Annotated in this window: 16 protein-coding genes and 1 pseudogene; 7 read left to right on the top strand and 10 right to left on the bottom strand. The window is 58.0% G+C overall.

Going from position 1 to position 17,641, the window contains the following annotated elements; translation table 11 throughout:
- Positions 1-6: 6 nt before the first annotated feature.
- The 8 genes from G452_RS0112660 to G452_RS0112625 form a co-directional block, all read right to left on the bottom strand.
- A complete protein-coding gene (locus G452_RS0112660) occupies positions 7-1,554 on the bottom strand; it encodes an RAMP superfamily CRISPR-associated protein (protein ID WP_022662637.1) in 1,548 nt (515 codons plus the stop codon).
- Positions 1,551-2,504 (bottom strand): type III-A CRISPR-associated RAMP protein Csm4, encoded by a 954-nt coding sequence (gene csm4, locus G452_RS0112655; protein WP_155887711.1) that lies wholly within the window; start codon positions 2,502-2,504, stop codon positions 1,551-1,553. The genes G452_RS0112660 and csm4 overlap by 4 nt, the downstream gene beginning before the upstream one ends.
- Positions 2,505-2,564: 60 nt before the next feature.
- Complete coding sequence (csm3, locus tag G452_RS0112650) at positions 2,565-3,245, bottom strand: type III-A CRISPR-associated RAMP protein Csm3 (RefSeq protein WP_022662635.1); 681 nt, start codon at positions 3,243-3,245, stop codon at positions 2,565-2,567.
- Positions 3,246-3,262: 17 nt separating this feature from the next.
- The gene (gene csm2 / locus G452_RS0112645; protein ID WP_022662634.1) at positions 3,263-3,688 is read right to left on the bottom strand and encodes a type III-A CRISPR-associated protein Csm2; all 426 of its coding nucleotides are present in this window, start codon (positions 3,686-3,688) and stop codon (positions 3,263-3,265) included.
- Between the two features lie 9 nt (positions 3,689-3,697).
- The gene (gene cas10 / locus G452_RS0112640; protein ID WP_022662633.1) at positions 3,698-6,163 is read right to left on the bottom strand and encodes a type III-A CRISPR-associated protein Cas10/Csm1; all 2,466 of its coding nucleotides are present in this window, start codon (positions 6,161-6,163) and stop codon (positions 3,698-3,700) included.
- A 17-nt stretch (positions 6,164-6,180) separates the two neighbouring features.
- Positions 6,181-7,206, bottom strand: coding sequence for a CRISPR system precrRNA processing endoribonuclease RAMP protein Cas6 (cas6, locus tag G452_RS19470; protein WP_022662632.1), 1,026 nt, complete (start codon positions 7,204-7,206; stop codon positions 6,181-6,183).
- Between the two features lie 308 nt (positions 7,207-7,514).
- Positions 7,515-7,688, bottom strand: a complete 174-nt coding sequence (locus tag G452_RS21540; protein WP_155887709.1) for a hypothetical protein — start codon at positions 7,686-7,688, stop codon at positions 7,515-7,517.
- Between the two features lie 469 nt (positions 7,689-8,157).
- Positions 8,158-9,420, bottom strand: coding sequence for a tyrosine-type recombinase/integrase (locus G452_RS0112625; protein ID WP_022662631.1), 1,263 nt, complete (start codon positions 9,418-9,420; stop codon positions 8,158-8,160).
- Between the two features lie 183 nt (positions 9,421-9,603).
- On the opposite strand from G452_RS0112625, the pseudogene G452_RS21960 reads away from it, so the two are divergent.
- Together G452_RS21960 and G452_RS21860 are read left to right on the top strand one after the other, a co-directional pair.
- Positions 9,604-10,203: pseudogene (locus G452_RS21960) on the top strand (pentapeptide repeat-containing protein); the annotation flags it as partial.
- A gap of 159 nt (positions 10,204-10,362) precedes the next feature.
- Complete coding sequence (locus tag G452_RS21860; RefSeq protein ID WP_235619617.1) at positions 10,363-11,073, top strand: hypothetical protein; 711 nt, start codon at positions 10,363-10,365, stop codon at positions 11,071-11,073.
- A 126-nt stretch (positions 11,074-11,199) separates the two neighbouring features.
- Here the strand turns inward: G452_RS21860 and G452_RS0112615 are convergent, their stop codons facing one another.
- The gene (locus tag G452_RS0112615) at positions 11,200-11,694 is read right to left on the bottom strand and encodes a hypothetical protein (protein WP_022662629.1); all 495 of its coding nucleotides are present in this window, start codon (positions 11,692-11,694) and stop codon (positions 11,200-11,202) included.
- Positions 11,695-12,159: 465 nt separating this feature from the next.
- Here G452_RS0112615 and G452_RS19460 point away from each other — a divergent pair, with 465 nt between their 5' ends.
- The 5 genes from G452_RS19460 to G452_RS0112590 are packed head-to-tail and all read left to right on the top strand — an operon-like array spanning position 12,160 to position 16,389.
- A complete protein-coding gene (locus tag G452_RS19460) occupies positions 12,160-13,563 on the top strand; it encodes a cbb3-type cytochrome c oxidase subunit I (protein WP_022662628.1) in 1,404 nt (467 codons plus the stop codon).
- Entirely contained in the window at positions 13,560-15,569 is a 2,010-nt protein-coding gene (locus G452_RS0112605) for a c-type cytochrome (RefSeq protein WP_022662627.1), read from the top strand. The genes G452_RS19460 and G452_RS0112605 overlap by 4 nt, the downstream gene beginning before the upstream one ends.
- On the top strand, positions 15,569-15,754 hold the full coding sequence (locus G452_RS21155; protein ID WP_162141307.1) for a cbb3-type cytochrome oxidase assembly protein: 186 nt from the start codon (positions 15,569-15,571) through the stop codon (positions 15,752-15,754). Before G452_RS0112605 ends, G452_RS21155 begins: the two co-directional genes overlap by 1 nt.
- Positions 15,747-16,058, top strand: coding sequence for a hypothetical protein (locus tag G452_RS0112595; protein WP_155887707.1), 312 nt, complete (start codon positions 15,747-15,749; stop codon positions 16,056-16,058). Before G452_RS21155 ends, G452_RS0112595 begins: the two co-directional genes overlap by 8 nt.
- A gap of 10 nt (positions 16,059-16,068) precedes the next feature.
- Positions 16,069-16,389: a hypothetical protein gene (locus tag G452_RS0112590; protein ID WP_022662624.1), complete on the top strand. Its 321-nt coding sequence runs from the start codon at positions 16,069-16,071 to the stop codon at positions 16,387-16,389.
- A 40-nt stretch (positions 16,390-16,429) separates the two neighbouring features.
- Here the strand turns inward: G452_RS0112590 and G452_RS19455 are convergent, their stop codons facing one another.
- Complete coding sequence (locus tag G452_RS19455) at positions 16,430-17,614, bottom strand: hybrid sensor histidine kinase/response regulator (protein WP_022662623.1); 1,185 nt, start codon at positions 17,612-17,614, stop codon at positions 16,430-16,432.
- Between the last annotated feature and the right edge of the window lie 27 nt (positions 17,615-17,641).

Here is a 17,641-nt window from a genome sequence, read left to right as displayed (position 1 = left end):
CCCTGGCTATTCGTCTCCAAGGATGTCCCGGACTTTCTGGACCTTTGCCCACTGCTTGTTCGTACACTTCTTTTTCTCCCACTTGCCGGCCTTCTCCCAGAAGGCCTTCAGCAAACGAGCCGCGCAGACACGGAGCTCATCGTGCAGCCCATCCAGCTTCCCGTAAAGTTCCACGGCTTGGTTCTCGTTGCCGAGTCCGCTCCTCACATCGTCGATAAGCCGCTCCTCTGGGGTCATGGATTCACGGGCGGCCTTGCGCCTTGCTTCTGCCGCCAGGCGCTCCTGCTCAATGCGCTCCTGTTCCGCTTTCTGCCGCGCCTTCGCCTCTCGCCTCTGGTTGGCTTCCATGCGTCGTCGTGTGCGCTCAGACAGGAAGGCCGCATCCTCCTCCTCTCTCCGGCTGCAGGCCTGAGCATACTTCTCGGCGTTTATGATTGTCAGGCGAGCCCAACCGAAGGGGTAAACGCCGTCAGCCAGGGTCCGCGTCGTGCCAAAGGGCATGAAAGTGCCATCCTTCATGCGGCGGGTCTGGGGTTGGTTGTTGCTAACCGTCATGCATTCCACGTGGGAGTAGTGGCCCAGCCGTAAAAGCATGGCGCTGGGATCAGGATTGGCGAACAAAGGATCGATGGGACCGAGGGCCTCAGCGGTTCTGGAGAGATGCGGCTGAGAATAGAATCGGGCATTCTCGTCTAGATAGCGTTTACTGTAAAACTCGTTGCACAACTCCATCAACTGCTGCAACGTCCATGTCTTGGTCCTCCCCCCCTGCGAGATTGTCAGGGCTGTATCGCGCCGACTAGCTCCGTGGGCGCCCACAGCAATCTTGCCATACACGGCATAGCCCTTGCTGGACATGACCTGCGAGAAGCTCACCTCGCAGGGATTCTTCGGGGTACCCTGTTTTTCCGGCTTGTACCGCTTGCGAACTTCCTTGGCCGATACGATGACTGATTCTCCAATCGCTGCTGGAAAGTCGCCTACCTTGAGGTCGCGGAAGTCATTATCCGAAATCTTGCCAAGAAGCCCCTCCAAGGCGTTTGTATATCCGTGCTTGGGGTCTTTATTCATAGCTGTCTTCAGGCCTATGCTCCAGTTGGTGTCCAGCCAATCGATGACGGCCGTGCGGATCGCTCCCTTGATGGACGAGCCGGGGATGAGCAGGGCCCCTGTCAGGGGGGTTTTCAGGGCCGGATCAATGAGCAATTGGTTGAGGCTGCTCTGTACACGCAGTTCCTGGGTGTACTTGTCGTAGACCTCTCGCGAGGCAATTCTGGCCGACGCGCCGCCGAACACATCCACACTAGGGGAAATCTCCTTTGTCAGGTAGGACCGGATTTCTGTAAGTGACTTTCTGGAAAACAGTTCTGCCAGTTCGACCGGGTTTGCCTGCGCCTCCACCCAGGCCTGCACATCTACAGAGTAGAGAAATGGCTGTCCGTGCTCCTCCTTCATGATGTAGTCCAGGGGATCCATGCTGTCGCCAACACCTATATGGATTGGCGTGAGCGGTTCCAGGCGAATGAAGGATACCTGCTCGTGAAGGCGCGTCATGCTGCGGCCTCCTGGGTGGCGAGTGTGAAGGCGATGGTCACAGGCCACGTCACCTGGACCACCTTCGGATTCGGGTGCAGCCCCCGCAGTACATAGCCCCGGTCGGGCAGGCTCTCGAATACCGAGCCCTCCGCCATGGCGAGAAAGGTCTTTTTGAAGGGGTTGCCCTCCCCCAGCGCACCCCAGACGCGGCCAGACTTAGCAAAGACCCGGTACCACCCTTTGGCCTCGGACATGTCCATGGCGGAGAGAACGGACAGTGTCATCCTGTGCGTCCCCAACCCTTTCAGTCTGGAGGGGTCGAAGGTATCGTCACGTTCAAAAGTGAACCACCCTTTGCCCGTACTCGTGTCCCTTCCAAAACCGGTCGCCGCCACGTGTCCGAGTAGCCTTTCGAATGCCTCGGGTGTCTCCGCGCGAACATACAGGTCGAGTCTGGCGTCAGACCCGAAGAAGGTAGATTCTGAAAGAAAAAGCCCACCATCCTGCAGTACCCCACCAGTAGCTCGATCAATGCTGTTGTGCGATTCCACATGGGCAGTTTGCCATACAGCCTCGGCTGAGGCCTGCTTTGGGTGAAATGCGTTGCAGTCATTCCGCCAGTCCTGGACCCATCGTTTGAAGAGGCTCGCCTGGTCCAGCCCACTTCGCAATTCACTCCATACGCCGATCGGCACATAGGCAAGTTTCCGGAACGCCTTGTAGAAGTTTAGGGCCCGCACGCGATCGCCACAAAATGGCCCGTCCTGCTTACAAAAGCGCGCCCGGAACTCGTCCCTGGGCAGCGGCGGCAGGCAGGGCATGGGGAGCATCCCCTCCGGCAGGGCGGAAGAGCAGATGAACGGAGGCTTGTCCGACTCGAAGGCGGTGATGAGTTCGGTCACCGCATCCTGTCCATCAAGTTCCGCAGCCGCGCACAGCAGCTGTCCGTGCAGGGTATCGCTGCGCATAGGGGTTCCGAACGCTCCGCGAGGCGTGATTATGTACCGATAGAGTGGCATGGCTCGCTCCTAGTCGAGGTTCACGCTCGTCAGATCAATTTTCTGACCGTCGCAGGCCAAGTTGTCGAAGCGCACTTGCCCGCAGCCCCTGGAGCCGCAACCTCCCAAGGCATCCAGTTCGATGAGCCGGAGCCCCCGGTACACGTAGTCGAGCAGGCCCGGTTCGTCCCCCTCGAACACTTTGAAGGAGAAATTGAAGTCGAACGTCACCCCGGCTGGAATGCGCTCGAGCGGGCGAGGATGCTCCGCAACCCCCTTCACTCTGTGGATGATGTTCTCGTACTTGACCTCCATAGGCAGTTCGCCCTTTTCGAACCGCTCCTGATCGATCTTGCTGAGCATCGCATCACGCATCATGAGACGGGATGGGCCGATAGTGATGTCCTTTTTGTCGTTGGCGGCGCCAAAGATGACACACGCCGGGCAGCTGCGTTCTCCGCACCCGCATGGCTTCCCCTGAACAACGAATTCTCGAGTCTTCTCATTATTGATAAAATAGTAGACCTCAAGCAAAGAGCGCATTTTACCCTTGATGGACGAGCCTGGAACGTAGGGAGCTCTGGTAATGGGGTGTTTAATTATGGGTTGATCCATACCACCGATCTCAATGACATCCCTGCCAGCACCGATGTGCAGGCCGGAGACAACAAGGAGCGTGCCGTTGATGTGCTTGATTTTTTCCAATCTCATGTAGTTTTCCCTCTCGCTCAAGAATTGCTTATGCCCCGGCCATAACAAAATCCGACGACGGCTTCGAAGTGAAGCATAAAGGCCTCGAAGTCCTCAGCAGTCTCAATGGCATCTATGTTTTTCTTTAGCCAGTTTGCAAAGGCCATTGGGACTTTTTGGTTTTTCGGATTCGAGGCATAGGCAACCTTGGACTTGACCATCTTCACGAGGGGAAGAATCGAAAGGAACGCATCGGAATTGCTCCCGCCTTGCCGTTTAAATTCCAGCTTCTTCTCCAAGCTCTTCAACTCCCCGTAAAATCGGCGTAATTGTGCTGAGTTCACCGATTCTCGAGCAACAAGCTTATTGTCCTTAAGGACAACAAAAGTTTGGGCGACATTTTCCGACTCCTCCCCAAGCAGTTCCTTGCGTATGTTGCCCTGATCATCAAAGTAGATACTCATAGGTCCTCCTCACTCTGTCCGCATTCTGTACAGTGCATACGAAATAGGCAGGCGCATTCGCTCCAGCGTCAAAGGATCTGTTCCCAGAGCTTCCAGTTCTTCTTTGTCCCTTTGTGTGAGAGACTTATTGTTCAAGTTCCTAGCAAAGTCATAGCGCATCTGCGACCGGTACATACCGCTCCGGCGACCGCCTTTCCCGCTGCGAAAGGCCAGACAGTCGTCGGCGTAGCGCATGAGCCGCATCGCCAGCCCCGAGGGAATATGCCCTTCCAACACAAGGCGTTCGAGCCACGTCCCTCTCTGCATGAGCGCCGAGTATTCCTCCCACCCAATCGTCACCCCCAGCACGGTGACGGCATTTTTGGTTTTGCCCTCTTCCCCGGAATGTTGGTACTTTTTGGACTCGTCCAGCAGGGCCGAGGCGTTCCGTGCTACGGTGTTGGCGGGCAGGGTAGGCTTGGTGATGAAGATGCCAGCGGAGAGGGTGACATCCCGATTGCCTGCAACATATCGCCGGAAGGCACCTGCAAGGGTTTCCGAAAAGGTCATTAACTGGTGCCAGGGGCCGATGAGGAAGAGGTCGTCGCCGCCTGCAAACACCACGTAGATGTCATGGAACAGAGGGTTCTTGCCAATCAAGTCAAGCATGACCTCCGCGAAGAAGTGGTTCAGCATTCTGGAGAGGCCCGCAAATCTTGAAAGCGAAAGCTTGTCGCCGAACCCGACGCTGAAGATCATCCCCAAATTGTCCAGATCGGCCTTAAGCGCACCCAGGAAGGCCTTACCGCGCAGCCTGCCCTGGCCGTCCGGGATTCGTGCCTCCTGAGCAATCTGACTGAATGTCTTCGGGGTATCAGGAATGACAAATTCCTCAAGGCTTGCCTTTCGTCCCTCTGTCTCCCACCGGGCATCATCACCGGAAGCAAACCTGGGCAGGTGTCCTGCAATGGCATGGTACGAGAATTGTCCTCGGGTGCGCAGGTTTACAATGTCCAAGGCACCCTTGTGGCGTTTGTCCGCCACCTCTGCAAAATGGAGCGCCATCCCCCCAAATAACGGAATGCTATCCATGTTGCCCATCCGTGAGAAAAGTGCGAATTTTGCACCCGCCTGTGGTAGCCTCCTGCCTATCCGTTCGATCTGCCCTTCGCATTGCTCGCAAAGCTTAGCGGACTTGCCTGTCTGGTTTTCGTACCGGGCGCTAGCATTCTCCGAGACCGGGTTGGTTCGACATATCTCGCAGGCACCTGCAGTGAAGTCTTCACCAGCGAGCACAGCAATGGGCGGGCGTCCTCCCTCCAATAGGCTCGCAAACTTTCGCATTTTCTGCAGCTCAAGGCAGTCGAAGAACTCATCAAGCCGCTTGTGAAAAGCGGAAAGGGCGAAGTCCGTCTCATCCATTCGCACTGAATGGCTCATGTTGAGTGACAAGCGCCCCTTGAACTCCTTAAGGAACCACTCCTGAACCTCAGCCTCGAACTGGGGCAGCAGTTCTTCAACCTTGGGCACGGCAGGCAAAAGAAGCACGAAACGTCCGCCCGCGTCCATTATCTTGGCCTGGGGCAAGAGGTTTGTTCGTTCCAGGAGGGTGAGAATGACCGATTGAGTTAGGGCCTGCAGATGGAATGACCGAGCACGCAGCAACTTGGCAACGCCAGCGCCATGTGATTTCTCAATGTCGAAGATATAGGATTGGATCCCCGAGAGGTCGCCCCCAACGAGGAGAAACTTTGGTTGGCGCCGGTCGTCGGAGCCGGGTAACCCCCCTTGCTGTTCGTGGTACATCGCTAGGGCCTGGGCGATGGCGGCGGTCGTTACCGCATGGTCATACAACGAGATGTCCGGTTCCGTTCGGTAGGTGGAGGAAGGGATGCACCACGTGTATCTTTCAAGAAGGGAAACAAGTGATGCTAGGTAGGGCCTCACCCCCATGTCCAGGGGGATATTACCGAGCCCCGTAATGAAGGCGCGGAACAGTTCCGCATAGCTGCTGGCTTGCGCTGTTTCTAGATTTACAGGGAAGGGGTCTTCCTCGATCGATCTAAGGCGGTAATACTGTCTAGGCGTCTCGTCGCCGCTCTCGGAAAGCTTGATCTGGGAAAAGCTTGAGAGCAAGCGAGCGTTCATATAGTCGCCAGCGTCATCTTCCTGCGGCACGCGGTCCATCCCAGCGGAGAGCCGATCCGCCTGCGCAATAGCCAATTCCAAGAGGTCGCTTCCCGCAGGTTTATGGTGAGCGGAGGCCAAACGTGCAATTCGAGACCGAGAAGGGACCAACTCTGGCGGAAGCAGAAGGTCTTTTTCAATGAAGTTGTCGGTGTAGAGAACGTGTGCATGGCTCGGCCTACCTTTGTACGCCGGACAATATTCGCCTTCCATGTTGACGCTTTTAGGCCGCTTCGCCCGCTGGGCAAACTTGCCGATGTCGTGCAGTAGAGAAGCAAGAGCCAATATTTCCATATCGATTTGATCCATTCAGGCCTCCTCCATGTCTACTTTGACGAAAGCTGTGGTGAGCAAATGCTTTCATCTTTGGCTGGGCTAGCGGTGGAAGACATTGTCATTGCTCCTCTTTCCTGATCTGGCCGCCAAGCAAGAGAGAACTTGCCCAGTCCGAATGTGGACTGTTTGCCAATATGCAGAAGACTGGCGATTGCCAAGATCGGTAGATAGGCGGCGGCGACCTCGGCAAAACTGATCGTTCCGACCATGCCGCCCAGGAGCATCCGCCGTTTCTGTCTGTTGGAATACCGTTCCCAGTCCAGCCATCGCAGATCGCTCGAGATCGTCTTCACTGCGCTCGCCTCAGCTACAAGCTGGGCGTACTTGATCTCAGGAGCTCCGTCACCATGGGCGGCAAAGACGGATGACACCCTACGAAGTGCCGCGCGTACGAGCACATGGAAGGGGAGTGTATCTTGAAGGTGGCCCTGGAACTTTAACCGAAGTGGGGTCAGAAGCTTTACGGTCAGGATCCCAGGGTTGCCCGCAGGTGGGGGCTCCAGCCGGATGTACTGCACTGCTGGCTCTCCAACCAGCCGTCCATCTGCCGGGTCGAAAAGGTTGTGCCCCTGGTCCTGTTCAACACTGTATAATGAAAACAGTGCTCCTCCTGGGCCATCCGGACGCCGCCCGATCCCGCGCCGTCCCATCATCTCAACGGCGTTAAGGAAAAAGGGAAGGTAGTAGTTGGCCTCTCCAAACAGAAGCAATGTGAAGGCCAGTGTCTCCCCTTTGCCGAGGAAAGTTGTATGGCTGTCGGGGGGGGCAACTACATATGAAGGAGGAGGTTCCACCCCTCGCACATTCATCTTGCCAGTGAACGACTTGGGCTCGAACGTTTTGGCGTAAAGGCAACGTTCAGCAATCCTGCAAGACTCGCACTCGCGATTCAGGTTCCCACACATAGAGGTCTTCAGGGCAGCTCCAAAGGCTCCGCGCAGTGTGGAGCCAAGATAGCTTGGTAGTAGCACATCTTCATCGAAGTTGATCGTGATAAAATAGCTTCCGAAGCGCATAGATTGGCTCCATCATTCTAAATTTTATCGAAATGTTACCATCATCTATAAGTATTGGCAACGGCTGTCCTGCATATCTGACTACGTCAACTAGAGGCTATGATTTTGAGGCCCTGTCTGATAGATCGGCATTGCTGCCGGACGCTGAGCACTGGATTGCCCATGTCGAAGATGTCACGCCTACGCTCGCAGCTCAGATTTTGGCGAAGGTTTGCTGGAAGAAATCCTTCTACATGATGAATTGCATGATCTTGGCGTGAAGCTTCTTGATCTGAGTCTCATCGCTTTGCTGGGTCTGCTGGACCTTGTCAGAGAAAGAAGCGGTGATGCCTTCCTTGGCCTGCTTTTTCCACTGGGCAACCTGATTGGGGGTGTACGCTATACTTGCTGGCGATCACGGAAAGCGTGCGCTCGTTGGACAAAGCATCCAGGGCGACACGGGTCTTGAGCTCGGCGGTAAATTTTTTTCTCTGCTTGGACATCAACAGCCTCCTTGGGCTTGTTTACGTCCACCTTGACGAGTGGTCCAGTTTTCCGAGGCTATCTCTGACATTTTATGGATTTTTCTTCAATTATTTCAATGGATTAAATGTATTGCTCGGATTCCTAATCCTGTGCGCGTCAAATCGGGGTTTTCCGGGGTGAACGGCGGATGGCTCTGCCAACGAAACTGTTCTTTAACATGCCACAATCATTGGTCTTTATGTGGCCCCGTAGCTCAGTAGGATAGAGCACGAGATTCCTAATCCATGTGCCGCAAGTTTGAATCTTGCCGGGGCATTATTCTTTCAATATAATAAATGGTTAGTCTCGATTTGAGGCTAGCCCTTTCTTTTCGCACTGCCAACCGGATATGCCAACCTCAGGATGGGTTCCGGTTCTAGGTGGGGTGCTTCAGCTGCACACAGCTCAGTATTCGCTGAAAAGGTCGCAAAAAACAGAGCGTTCCGGTTAGAAGCTATTGGAGGAGCTTTGTGCCTTATGCAGAGGAACAACCTTCCCACCGCTCCTCTCGCTCGTCCGACTCGCCTCCATCTGTTTGGTGGCGGCAACCAGATCGTCATTGACCAAATGACCATAGCGCTCGGTCACATTTATACTGCCATGCCCCATCAGCTTGGAAAGAGCATAAAGACTCCCGCCCGCCTTGAGGAAGTTGCTGGCATAGGAATGCCGTAGGGAGTGAAAGACTATTTTCATCTTCCGGTCAGTGATGCCATCATTCAAGCCGACCTTATCCACGGCCTTGTCGAATGAATTGGAGAGCGCTTTGAGCTGATTGCCGAATCGATCGAGGAATACAAACTCACCGACACTGCCCGGCTCCATAATCAGCAACATTGCCTTGGCTCGTTGCGTGAGAGGCACCCAACGACTTTTGTTGCTTTTAGTGCGCCGCAGGTGCAGGGTTTCGGACTCGAAATCCACGCAATCCCATGTCAGAGCGAAGATCTCGCCCCGCCTCAGACCGCACTCTATGGAAAGCAAAGCCATATCGTGTAACTGCCGACTCCGGCGAGCCAACTCAGCGAGCAGTTTGTCCTCTTCGTCTCTCGTCAGAAAACGCTCCCGCCGGTTATCGACCGTGGGCATAGTCTTACGGAAGCTCCGCTTCTTGGCCGGACTTTCGCCCTCGACGAAGCCGTCCTCCCTGGCCATATTCCAAATGGCATTGAAGGAAACGAAAACATACTGAATGGTCCGAGGACTGCGCTCCTTCTTGTTCAGATTCGCCCGAATCCGTTTGATATACTCAAGTGTAATCTCACGCATAGGAAGTTCCTGAACGACCGGATCTATCCATTTATCCACCTGGATTTTAGTTTTATCCACGGTTTCAGGTCGGTTCGCTTGCAGCACTTCCGGGAGATAGTACTTCTCGAAGTACTTTTTAAACGAAATATTCAGACGCGCCTGGCGTCTGTTCTCTGCCTCACGCTCAGCTCGTTCCTCATCGCCCTCGGCGCGCATCTCGGCTATGGTCCTCGGCCCCTGTCCCTTCTTGCGGTTCTGGAGGAGCTGGCAATGAAGATCATACGCTTCAGACGGCTTTACGCCCTCTGAGGCCCACCCGACCGCCTCGGTCTTGGTCTTGCCGTCGATCTTGTACGTCAGCACATAATACCGATCAGCCTGCACGCCATGCTTTCTAGTGGCGTGCTTCCGGTAGCGGACACCCTTGAACTCGGTCTTGTAAAATCTGGAGGCAGCCATTCTGTACAACCCCTGTACAACTTTTTAGCGTGACACTCAGGTTTTTCCAGTGTGATTGTGTGAACATAATACACGTCATTAATTGCTGTCAACAAAGGACTTTTTATGCTTTCTGTGCGCTCTTGTGCGGACCTGTGAAGGCTCGTTTCTTTAGAGTTCAAATCTCTTCGTCTCCACCACCGAATGTCAAAGGGCCGTATCAGCAATGATCCGGCCCTTTTCGTTTGTCCTCTGCTCCTGTCGCTCGGTGTGTTCTGCGGGCGGGTTGCGCCGTTCGCACTGCGGGCTGCTTTGCGCCGTTCGCGCACTTGTTGCCGGGCGATGCATTCTATATTGTTCTTCCGAAACGTACATCGCGGAGGAATCATGGCCTGTTGCAAATGCGCCGAGTTCAGATGGGCGGACCCGCAGGAACCGGTCTGGACCGATCCGGCGGGCGGGAAAGAGTATTGCGTGTTCCATGCGCCCAAGCATCTCAAGCTGGATTTGGCGGGCAGGCCGCTATCCGTGGACGAGTTCAACGCGCTGATCTCGGAGCGCATCCAGGCCACCGTGGATTTGGAGGACGAGGGGGCGCGGTGCGATTTGAGGGGGGTGGTCTTTCCGGGGGATATCTGTTTCGAGAAGGCGTGCCCCCTTCCTGCGATATCTTTTCACCATGCTCGATTTGAGGGGGCAGCGTATTTCCGTGAAGCGAGCTTCGGGGGGGCAGCGAATTTCTCGATCGCGAGCTTCGAGGGGAAAGCGGATTTCTGGAAAGCGATCTTCGGGGGGGGAGTGGGTTTCGGTTCTACGAACTTCAAGGGGCACGTGTGGTTCACTGATGCGAGTTTTCTAAAGCAATGCATTTTCGCAAACCTCAAGCTTGAACCTGAAATCGAATTGTGCTTTGTCCGCGCCAGCATCGGCCCGGAACCGATCTATTTCCGGGATTGTCCCGACTTGCGAAAGGCGAAGCTGAACTTCAACGGCGTGCTCAATGTCGCCAACCTGCATTTCGTTAACTGCGAGTGGCCGGAGGAGCACGGCCGGATCAAGGTGGCCGTAGAGGATGAGCTGGGGCAGCTCCAGGCCACGCGCGACTTCTACCAGCGCATGAAGCGCAAGTACAAGGACGAGCACAACGAATACGAGGCCTCGCGCTGGCACATCGCGGAAAAGGAGGCGCAGCTCAAGCTCATGACGCAACGGACCCGGTCCTTGCGGGAGGTCGGAAGAGAGGCGCTTGCCGGGCTGGTTTCCAACAAGTGCCGGGCGCGATTGCAGCGGGCCGTGCGAAGGGTTCGGCAAGGCAAGGCGCGGCGTGCCGCGCGCGTGCTTTGGAAAATCGCCGGGCAGTGGGCCTTGCCCACGTTCGACGCGGCTTCCGAGCGCATGACCCGCCATGCCCTGCGGGCCTACAAGCTGCTCAGCGGATTCGGAGAGAAGCCGGTCCTGGCGCTCTGCTGGCTGCTGCTTTTCGTTCTATTGCCGCTCCTGCCCTGGGTCTTCCCCGGCCACTACCTCTATTACATCCCGCTGCTCCGGGAGCAGCCCACTGCGGCGGATGGCTTTTGGGGCGCGACGCGCCTCTGGATGCTCTTCTGGCAGCTCCTGATAACGTTCCAGGCCGCGCTTTTCGGCTTTGCCCTGCGCAACCGCTTCCGGAGATAGCTGTTTCGTCCGCTTTGCTCCGTTTATTGGCCGGGCGGCGCCTGCCCGCGCCGCCCGGCGCTTTTCGGGCCGGCCCGTAGGCCGCCCTGGCCGGGTGTCCCGTCCCCGGCTTGTCCGGTTCTCACCTCATTGCAGCAGCTTCACGAGGCTCCATGTCTCGCCTTCCATGGAGCGGATATCTTCCAGCAGCCATTTGCCGCCCATCTTCCGGAATTGGTAGACCAGCCGCGCAGGCGCGCCGTTGTTCGTAAACATGGCGGCGATTTCCATGGTTTCCTTGCTGGGCGCGGCCAGTTGCAGTTGCAGGCCGCGCACGTCGGGCTTTTCGCCGTTGGCGATCACGTCGAAGAGATATTTGCAGGCCTTGAGGTACTGCGCCTGGCAGGAGCGTTCGCGCTCCAGCAGGGCCGCGAGCCTGGGCGCGGCGATGGGAGCCAGCTGGTCCAGCCAGGAGGCGGTCATGGGAGCCTTGCCAAGGTAGGGGGCGTAGATGGCCTTGACCATTTCCAGGGGGCGGTCCGCTCCGCCCTGCCCAGGCTGGGCCGCACGCGCGGGCAGGCCCGCCAGCAGCAGCGCCGCAATGCAGCAGAGGACGAGATGGATTTTTCCGGCTGACTTCATGCCTGCTCCTTTCGCTGTTTCCGTCATGCTCCCGGCGTTTCGCGCCCGGCTGTCCCGCAGCTACAAATTATGCATCCTGTATCGACCGATACCACCGCGCATGAACAAGTTCAATGCGTTCCGGCCGGATGGCGGCCTTCGAACCGATTCGATCGCAAAAGGGGACTGATGACGGCGAGGCAGCTTTGTCCGAAGAATTGTTGACGCAAGGCAGATGCATTGTTTTCGTTTGCAATACGTTGTCTGTGAAGGGTTTTGTGACAAAAAAATAAACACGAAAAAACAGGTTCAATTGACATAAAAGCAATCAGTGGATTAGAGTGCGCTTATTTGAAGAAATTGTGGTTGTCCATATTGGCGTTGAACGTTGAATGCGACCGTCATTTCTCGGATTAATATTGTACATTAGTCATTTGTCGTCATTTTAAATGTTCTAGAGAACCGAACTATAGTCTGGAGTATTGCATGTTCGACAAACAAAACAGTGCGAGCCTGAATTTCATGCTCTCCGCAAGCCTCTGGGTGGTGCTGGGAACCCTCATGGGTCTTGTCCTGGCGCTGGAATTCGTATTTCCGGACATGTTCCAGGGCGTGCCCTGGCTCGTTTTCGGCAGATTGCGCCAGGCGCATACCAACACGGTGATGTTCGCCTGGCTTTCCATGGGCATGATGGGCGCATGGTACTATATCGTCCCGAAGCTCACCGGACGCAGAATCTGGAGCGAGAAGCTCGGCAACGTCTGCATGCTGCTTTGGAACGCGGCCATGCTGCTCGGCATAGCGTCCATACTGAACGGCAACACGCAGAGCCGCGAATATGCGGAACTTCCCTGGATCGTTGACGTGGGCGTGATGATCGTCTTGCTCCTGAATCTTTTGAATATCTACATGACCATCGCCCACAGGGTGGAAAAGAAGCTCTACGTCAGCCTCTGGTATATCACCGGCACGGTCATCTGGATGCCGATCCTCTACTTCATCGGCAACGTGATGTGGAACGTGCCCGCGGGCGCGTCGGTCGGCATCAACGATTCCTTCTACAACTGGTTCTACGGCCACAATGTCCTGGGCCTCTGGTTCACGACGGGCCTGCTTCCGGTGATCTACTACCTCATCCCCCTGGACACGCGCACCCCGCTCTACAGCCACGTGCTGTCCCTGGTGGGCTTCTGGGGCATCATCTTCTTCTATACGGGCGTGGGCGCGCACCATCTGCTCTGGTCGCCCATTCCCTATTGGCTGAAGACCTTCGGCGTGGCCGAGAGCATCGGCATGGTCATCCCGGTTCTGGCGATCATGATGAACATCTTCCTGACCATGCGCGGCAACTGGAACCGCTTCTTCTCCAGCATTCCGCTGCGCTTCGCCGTCACGGGCTGGGCCGCCTACGTGCTCGTCTCCTACCAGGGGTCGCACCAGTCCCTGCGGGCCATCAACAACCTCACGCACTTCACGCAGTACGTGCCCGGCCACGCGCACCTCGCGCTGATGTTCTTCGCGGCCTCCACGGTCATGGGCGGCATCTTCTACATCATGCCGCGCATACTCGGACGCGGACTCTACAGCCGCGCGCTGGTCAACGTGCAGTACAGCGTTTATTTCATCGGCTTTCTTTTCTTCTTCGGCGGATTCTTCCTGACCGGAATCGTGCAGGGTTCGGCCTGGATTCACCAGGGCCTGCCCATCTGGAGCGTGCTGCCCGGCCTGCGGCCGTTCATGGCTCTGCGGGCCATCGGCGGCGTGCTCGTGGTCATCAGCTTCATTCTCTTTTCCTGGAACGTGCTGCTGACCTACTTCGCGGGCAAGCCCATCGTGGAACCCGGCCTGCCTGTGGCTGAGCCGGGCGCCGGACAGGAGGTGGCGTCATGAAGATGACTTTCCGCTTCACTGTTTTCGGCGGGATGGTGGTCTTCAGCATCATGGTGCTCATGGTCGTGTTCATGCCGGACATGATGTGGGCTCCGAAGCAGTCCATCATCGCGCATCCCTACGACGCGGTGCAGGAGCGCGGGCACAAGGTCTATTATTCCAACGGCTGCAACTACTGCCATACGCAGTATGTCCGCGAGAGCGACAACGCCATGGGGCCGGTTTCGAACGGCGGCGATTTCGTGTTCGACAGCCCTCTGACCCTGGGCTCGGAACGCACCGGGCCGGACCTTTCCTACGTGGGCCGCAAGCGCAGCCGCACCTGGGAGATCGAACACCTCAAGAACCCGCGCAAGTATTCCCCGCTTTCGATCATGCCGCGCTACTCCTTCCTCTCGGAGGAGGATCTGGAAGCGGTTTCGCATTATCTCTTCGATCATGGGGACCGTGTGGCCATGGAACGCATGATCGAGCCTCCCGCGCCCTACGAGGGGGAAACGGATCCTGACCCGGCTCCGGCGCTGGCGGTTCCGGCCGAAGGCGTTGCCGCGGGCTGGCCCACCTGGGAAGCGGCTGGATTGCAGGAAGGCAAGGAACTGTATGTTTCCCGCTGCATGACCTGCCACGGCTGCTCCGGAAACGGCCTGGGTTCCTACGGCGGCACGCTGGTGGTCACCCCGGCGGACTTCAAGCAGGAGCCGTTCAAGAACATGCCCGCCGAGCAATGGTACTGGCATGTTTCCGAAGGCGTGCAGGGCACGGTCATGCCGCCGTGGAAGGAAAGCCTGACCCCGCATGAACGCTGGGCCGTCATCCGCTATGTGCGCAGCATCTTCTCGCGTCCCGCGATGCGCGACCCGGATGAGGGCGACGTGCCCGCTCCGTATGCGGGCATGACCAACCCGGAGCCGCAGAGCATCGCCTCGCTTGAAAACGGCAAGCACATCTTCACCCGCGAATGCCTGGTCTGCCACGGCCCGGCAGGCAGGGGAGAAGGCCCCTACGCCGATTTCCTCCAGCCCAGGCCGCCGGACTTCGGCGACGGCAGCTACGGCACCGTGGACAAGCCCGACTTCAAGGACGACGACTACTTCTGGCGCGTCAGCGAGGGCTTGCCCTGGAGCGCCATGCCCGCCTGGAAGGTGGAATACGGCGAGAAGGAGATTTGGGACGTGGTGCATTACGTGCGCACGGTGTTCACGCAGACGGAGAAGGCTCCCAAGGCTCCGGCCGAAGGCGAGGACTTCGTTTTCCCCGAAGTGTTCAAGTCGCAGAAATACCCGCAGGGCGTGAACTACGAGCGGGGCAAGAAAGCCTTCCTGGTGAACTGTTCCCGCTGCCACGGTCCCGCCGGAGACGGAAAGGGCTGGGCCGGACAGGTTCTGGATCCAAAGCCCGCTGATTTCCGCGAGATGCGCGACGAGAAGATGGGGCCGGAATCCTTGGGCGAGCACATGGCCAAGATCAGCTACGGCATCCAGGACACGGCCATGCCCGCCTGGGGCGAGTTCCTGCCCTGGCGGGAACGCTGGGATCTGATCAAGTACCTCATGGATACGTTCATGGGCGGCATGGGCGATATGGGCGATATGTCCGGTTCCATGGACATGTCCGGCAACGGGGAGATGCAGACGGGCAAGGTGGCCCTCAGCGTTTTCGCCACGGGCAAGGTGGCCGCGGACTACATGACCCTGAGCGAGGAGAACTGGCTCGGCGAAGGGCATGAGATATCGACGGAGCACGGCAAGGAAGTCTACGGCGTCTATTGCGCCACCTGCCACGGCGACGACGGCAAGGGCGGCGGCCCCGGAACCGCCATGAGCATGGCTGCCGCGCCCGCGCCCTATCCCGCCGGGATGGGCATGGGCTACGTCTTCTGGCGGACCATGGAGGGCGTGCCCGAAACGGTCATGGCCCCGTTCCGCTGGCTGCTGCCGGACGGCGACATCTGGGACGCCGCGGCCTACGTGACCAAGTCCTTGAACGCTTCGGAAAAGGGGGAATGATGCCTGAAGGAATGTGGGTGCTGCTTGGTTTCAGCGCGTTCGTGATCAGCGTGGGCCTGGTCCTGTTGGGCTGGGGCCTGCGCAGCGGCCAGTTCCGCAACGTGGAGCAGGCCAAGTTCGAGATGCTCGACGACCGCGACCCCGCCCCCTGGCCGACGAATGAACCTGGAGGACACCGTGACTAACAACGTGTTGCAATATTGGACCGAATTGTATTGGATCATCGGCAGCGCCCTGGTCCTGCTGGCTTTCGGCGTGGTGCTGGGCCTGCGCTCGCACCGGGCCAAGACACTGCCGGGCAGCAAGGGCCACCGGCCCGATCCCTCCGGGGAGGACGCCGCCGCCATCAAGCCCGACGGCTACATCGACAGCTTCGCCGGAACCATCCAGGAGGCGGGCGGAGGATTGCCGCCCATCGTCAAGCTGACGATCATCGGCGTGCTGGCCTGGTGGGTCTATTACATCATCGCGTACTGGTCGCCGAGATAGGGGGAAGCGCATGGCCTTCATCTACCATCTGCATTTCGACATCGGCATGGACAGGGCCAGGGAACTTGAGGTCGGCTCTTCGCTGGAGCGCAGTCTCGGCTATCTGCGCAGCCTGCTTCCGGGCGAGATTGGGTTCGTCACCTCCCGCGCGGGCTATTCCGTGAACCTGGAAGACAGGATCAACATCTTCTTCGAGTCCGTCTGGGAGACATGGGACGACGTGGAAGCGCACCGGCGCAGCTCCCTGCTGGAGGACGCCGTTCTCGGGGAATTCACGGAGGGGGTCATGCCCGATTCCGTGAAAACGCGCGTTTATCGCGAAGTGGATTGACGGGAGAGCGGCCCGGCGCGAAAGCGCCGGGCCGCTTGCTTCATTCCTCGCCGCAAGGTCGGCAGGGCACGGTGAAGAAGACGTTCGAGCCCTGTCCCACGACGCTTTCCAGCCAGATGGTTCCGCCCATCCGTTTGACGAGTTGGTTGGCTATGGCCAGTCCGAGTCCGGCCCGGCTGTGCCGCTTGGTCATGAAGTCCTCGCCGATGCTGAAGGCCTCGAAGATGTCGTGCAGCTTGTCCGGGGGAATGCCGATGCCCGTGTCGCGGATGAGGAAGCAGAGCACCAGCCCGGCGGGGCCTTTCCCGTCCGGGGCTGTTTCGCAGGCCCACTCGTAGACGGTCATCTCCACCTCGCCGTGCATGGTGAAGCGCAGGGCGTTGTTGAGCAGGTTGATGAGCACCTGCCGCACCTTGGGCGCGTCCATGAACAGCCGGTCCGGAACGGAGGGGTCGATGTCCCAGGAGAATTCCAGCCCCTTGTCCATGGCCTGCTTGCCGTACATGGCGAGAAGCGGAGTGATCGATTCTTCGAGGCTGGCCTCGGCGGGCCTGAACGGCACGTTGCCCGATTCCAGCGAGGAGAGCTGGAGCAGGTCTTCCACCAGGGCGAGCAGATGCTGGGCCGCTCCGAGCGCGTCCATGAGGAAGGCTTCCTGCTCGGTGGTGGGGTCGTTGCCGAGCAGAAGCTGGGTCATGCCGATGATGCCGTTGAGCGGCGTGCGCAGTTCGTGGCTCATGTTGCAGAGAAAGGCGCTCTTGGCCTTGTTGGCCTGCTCCGCCGCCTCCTTGGCCTGGCGCAGTTCCCGTGTGTGTTCGCGCACCGCCAGCTCGAGCATTTTCTTTTCGCTGGCCATGGACAGGTGCGTCTTGATGCGGGCAAGCACGATGGGCGCGCTGAAGGGTTTGGTGATGTAGTCCACGGCTCCGAGTTCCAGGCCGTGGGCTTCGTCCTCCGGGGCGCTCATGGCCGTGACGAAGAGCACCGGAATGTCGCGCGAGCGCGGGTCCGACTTGAGCAGACGGCATACGGAGTACCCGTCCAATCCGGGCATCATGATGTCGAGCAGGATCAGGTCCGGCGGCGTTTTTCCGTAGACCAGCTCCAGGGCGTCGGGCCCGTTGACAGCGACGCTGATATCGAAATCCACGAGCAACAGCTCGCTGAGCACTTCGATGTTGAACGGCTGGTCGTCCACGATGAGAATGCGTGCCTTTTCAGTCATTGTCTGGCTTCGCTCCGTTTTTCATAT

The organism is Paucidesulfovibrio longus DSM 6739, from assembly GCF_000420485.1.
GTDB lineage: Bacteria > Desulfobacterota > Desulfovibrionia > Desulfovibrionales > Desulfovibrionaceae > Paucidesulfovibrio > Paucidesulfovibrio longus.
Note: the sequence above shows the minus strand (reverse complement) of the source record. Positions and strands in the feature narration are given on the sequence as shown.

Excerpts from the sequence above, each read along its gene's own strand:
- G452_RS0112660 (WP_022662637.1), bottom strand. The coding sequence starts at position 1,554 with ATGACGCGCCTTCACGAGCAGGTATCCTTCATTCGCCTGGAACCGCTC.
- csm4 (WP_155887711.1), bottom strand. The coding sequence starts at position 2,504 with ATGCGCAGCGATACCCTGCACGGACAGCTGCTGTGCGCGGCTGCGGAA.
- csm3 (WP_022662635.1), bottom strand. The coding sequence starts at position 3,245 with ATGAGATTGGAAAAAATCAAGCACATCAACGGCACGCTCCTTGTTGTC.
- csm2 (WP_022662634.1), bottom strand. The coding sequence starts at position 3,688 with ATGAGTATCTACTTTGATGATCAGGGCAACATACGCAAGGAACTGCTT.
- cas10 (WP_022662633.1), bottom strand. The coding sequence starts at position 6,163 with ATGGATCAAATCGATATGGAAATATTGGCTCTTGCTTCTCTACTGCAC.
- cas6 (WP_022662632.1), bottom strand. The coding sequence starts at position 7,206 with ATGCGCTTCGGAAGCTATTTTATCACGATCAACTTCGATGAAGATGTG.
- G452_RS21540 (WP_155887709.1), bottom strand. The coding sequence starts at position 7,688 with ATGTCCAAGCAGAGAAAAAAATTTACCGCCGAGCTCAAGACCCGTGTC.
- G452_RS0112625 (WP_022662631.1), bottom strand. The coding sequence starts at position 9,420 with ATGGCTGCCTCCAGATTTTACAAGACCGAGTTCAAGGGTGTCCGCTAC.
- G452_RS0112615 (WP_022662629.1), bottom strand. The coding sequence starts at position 11,694 with ATGAAGTCAGCCGGAAAAATCCATCTCGTCCTCTGCTGCATTGCGGCG.
- G452_RS19460 (WP_022662628.1), top strand. The coding sequence starts at position 12,160 with ATGTTCGACAAACAAAACAGTGCGAGCCTGAATTTCATGCTCTCCGCA.
- G452_RS0112605 (WP_022662627.1), top strand. The coding sequence starts at position 13,560 with ATGAAGATGACTTTCCGCTTCACTGTTTTCGGCGGGATGGTGGTCTTC.
- G452_RS21155 (WP_162141307.1), top strand. The coding sequence starts at position 15,569 with ATGCCTGAAGGAATGTGGGTGCTGCTTGGTTTCAGCGCGTTCGTGATC.
- G452_RS0112590 (WP_022662624.1), top strand. The coding sequence starts at position 16,069 with ATGGCCTTCATCTACCATCTGCATTTCGACATCGGCATGGACAGGGCC.
- G452_RS19455 (WP_022662623.1), bottom strand. The coding sequence starts at position 17,614 with ATGACTGAAAAGGCACGCATTCTCATCGTGGACGACCAGCCGTTCAAC.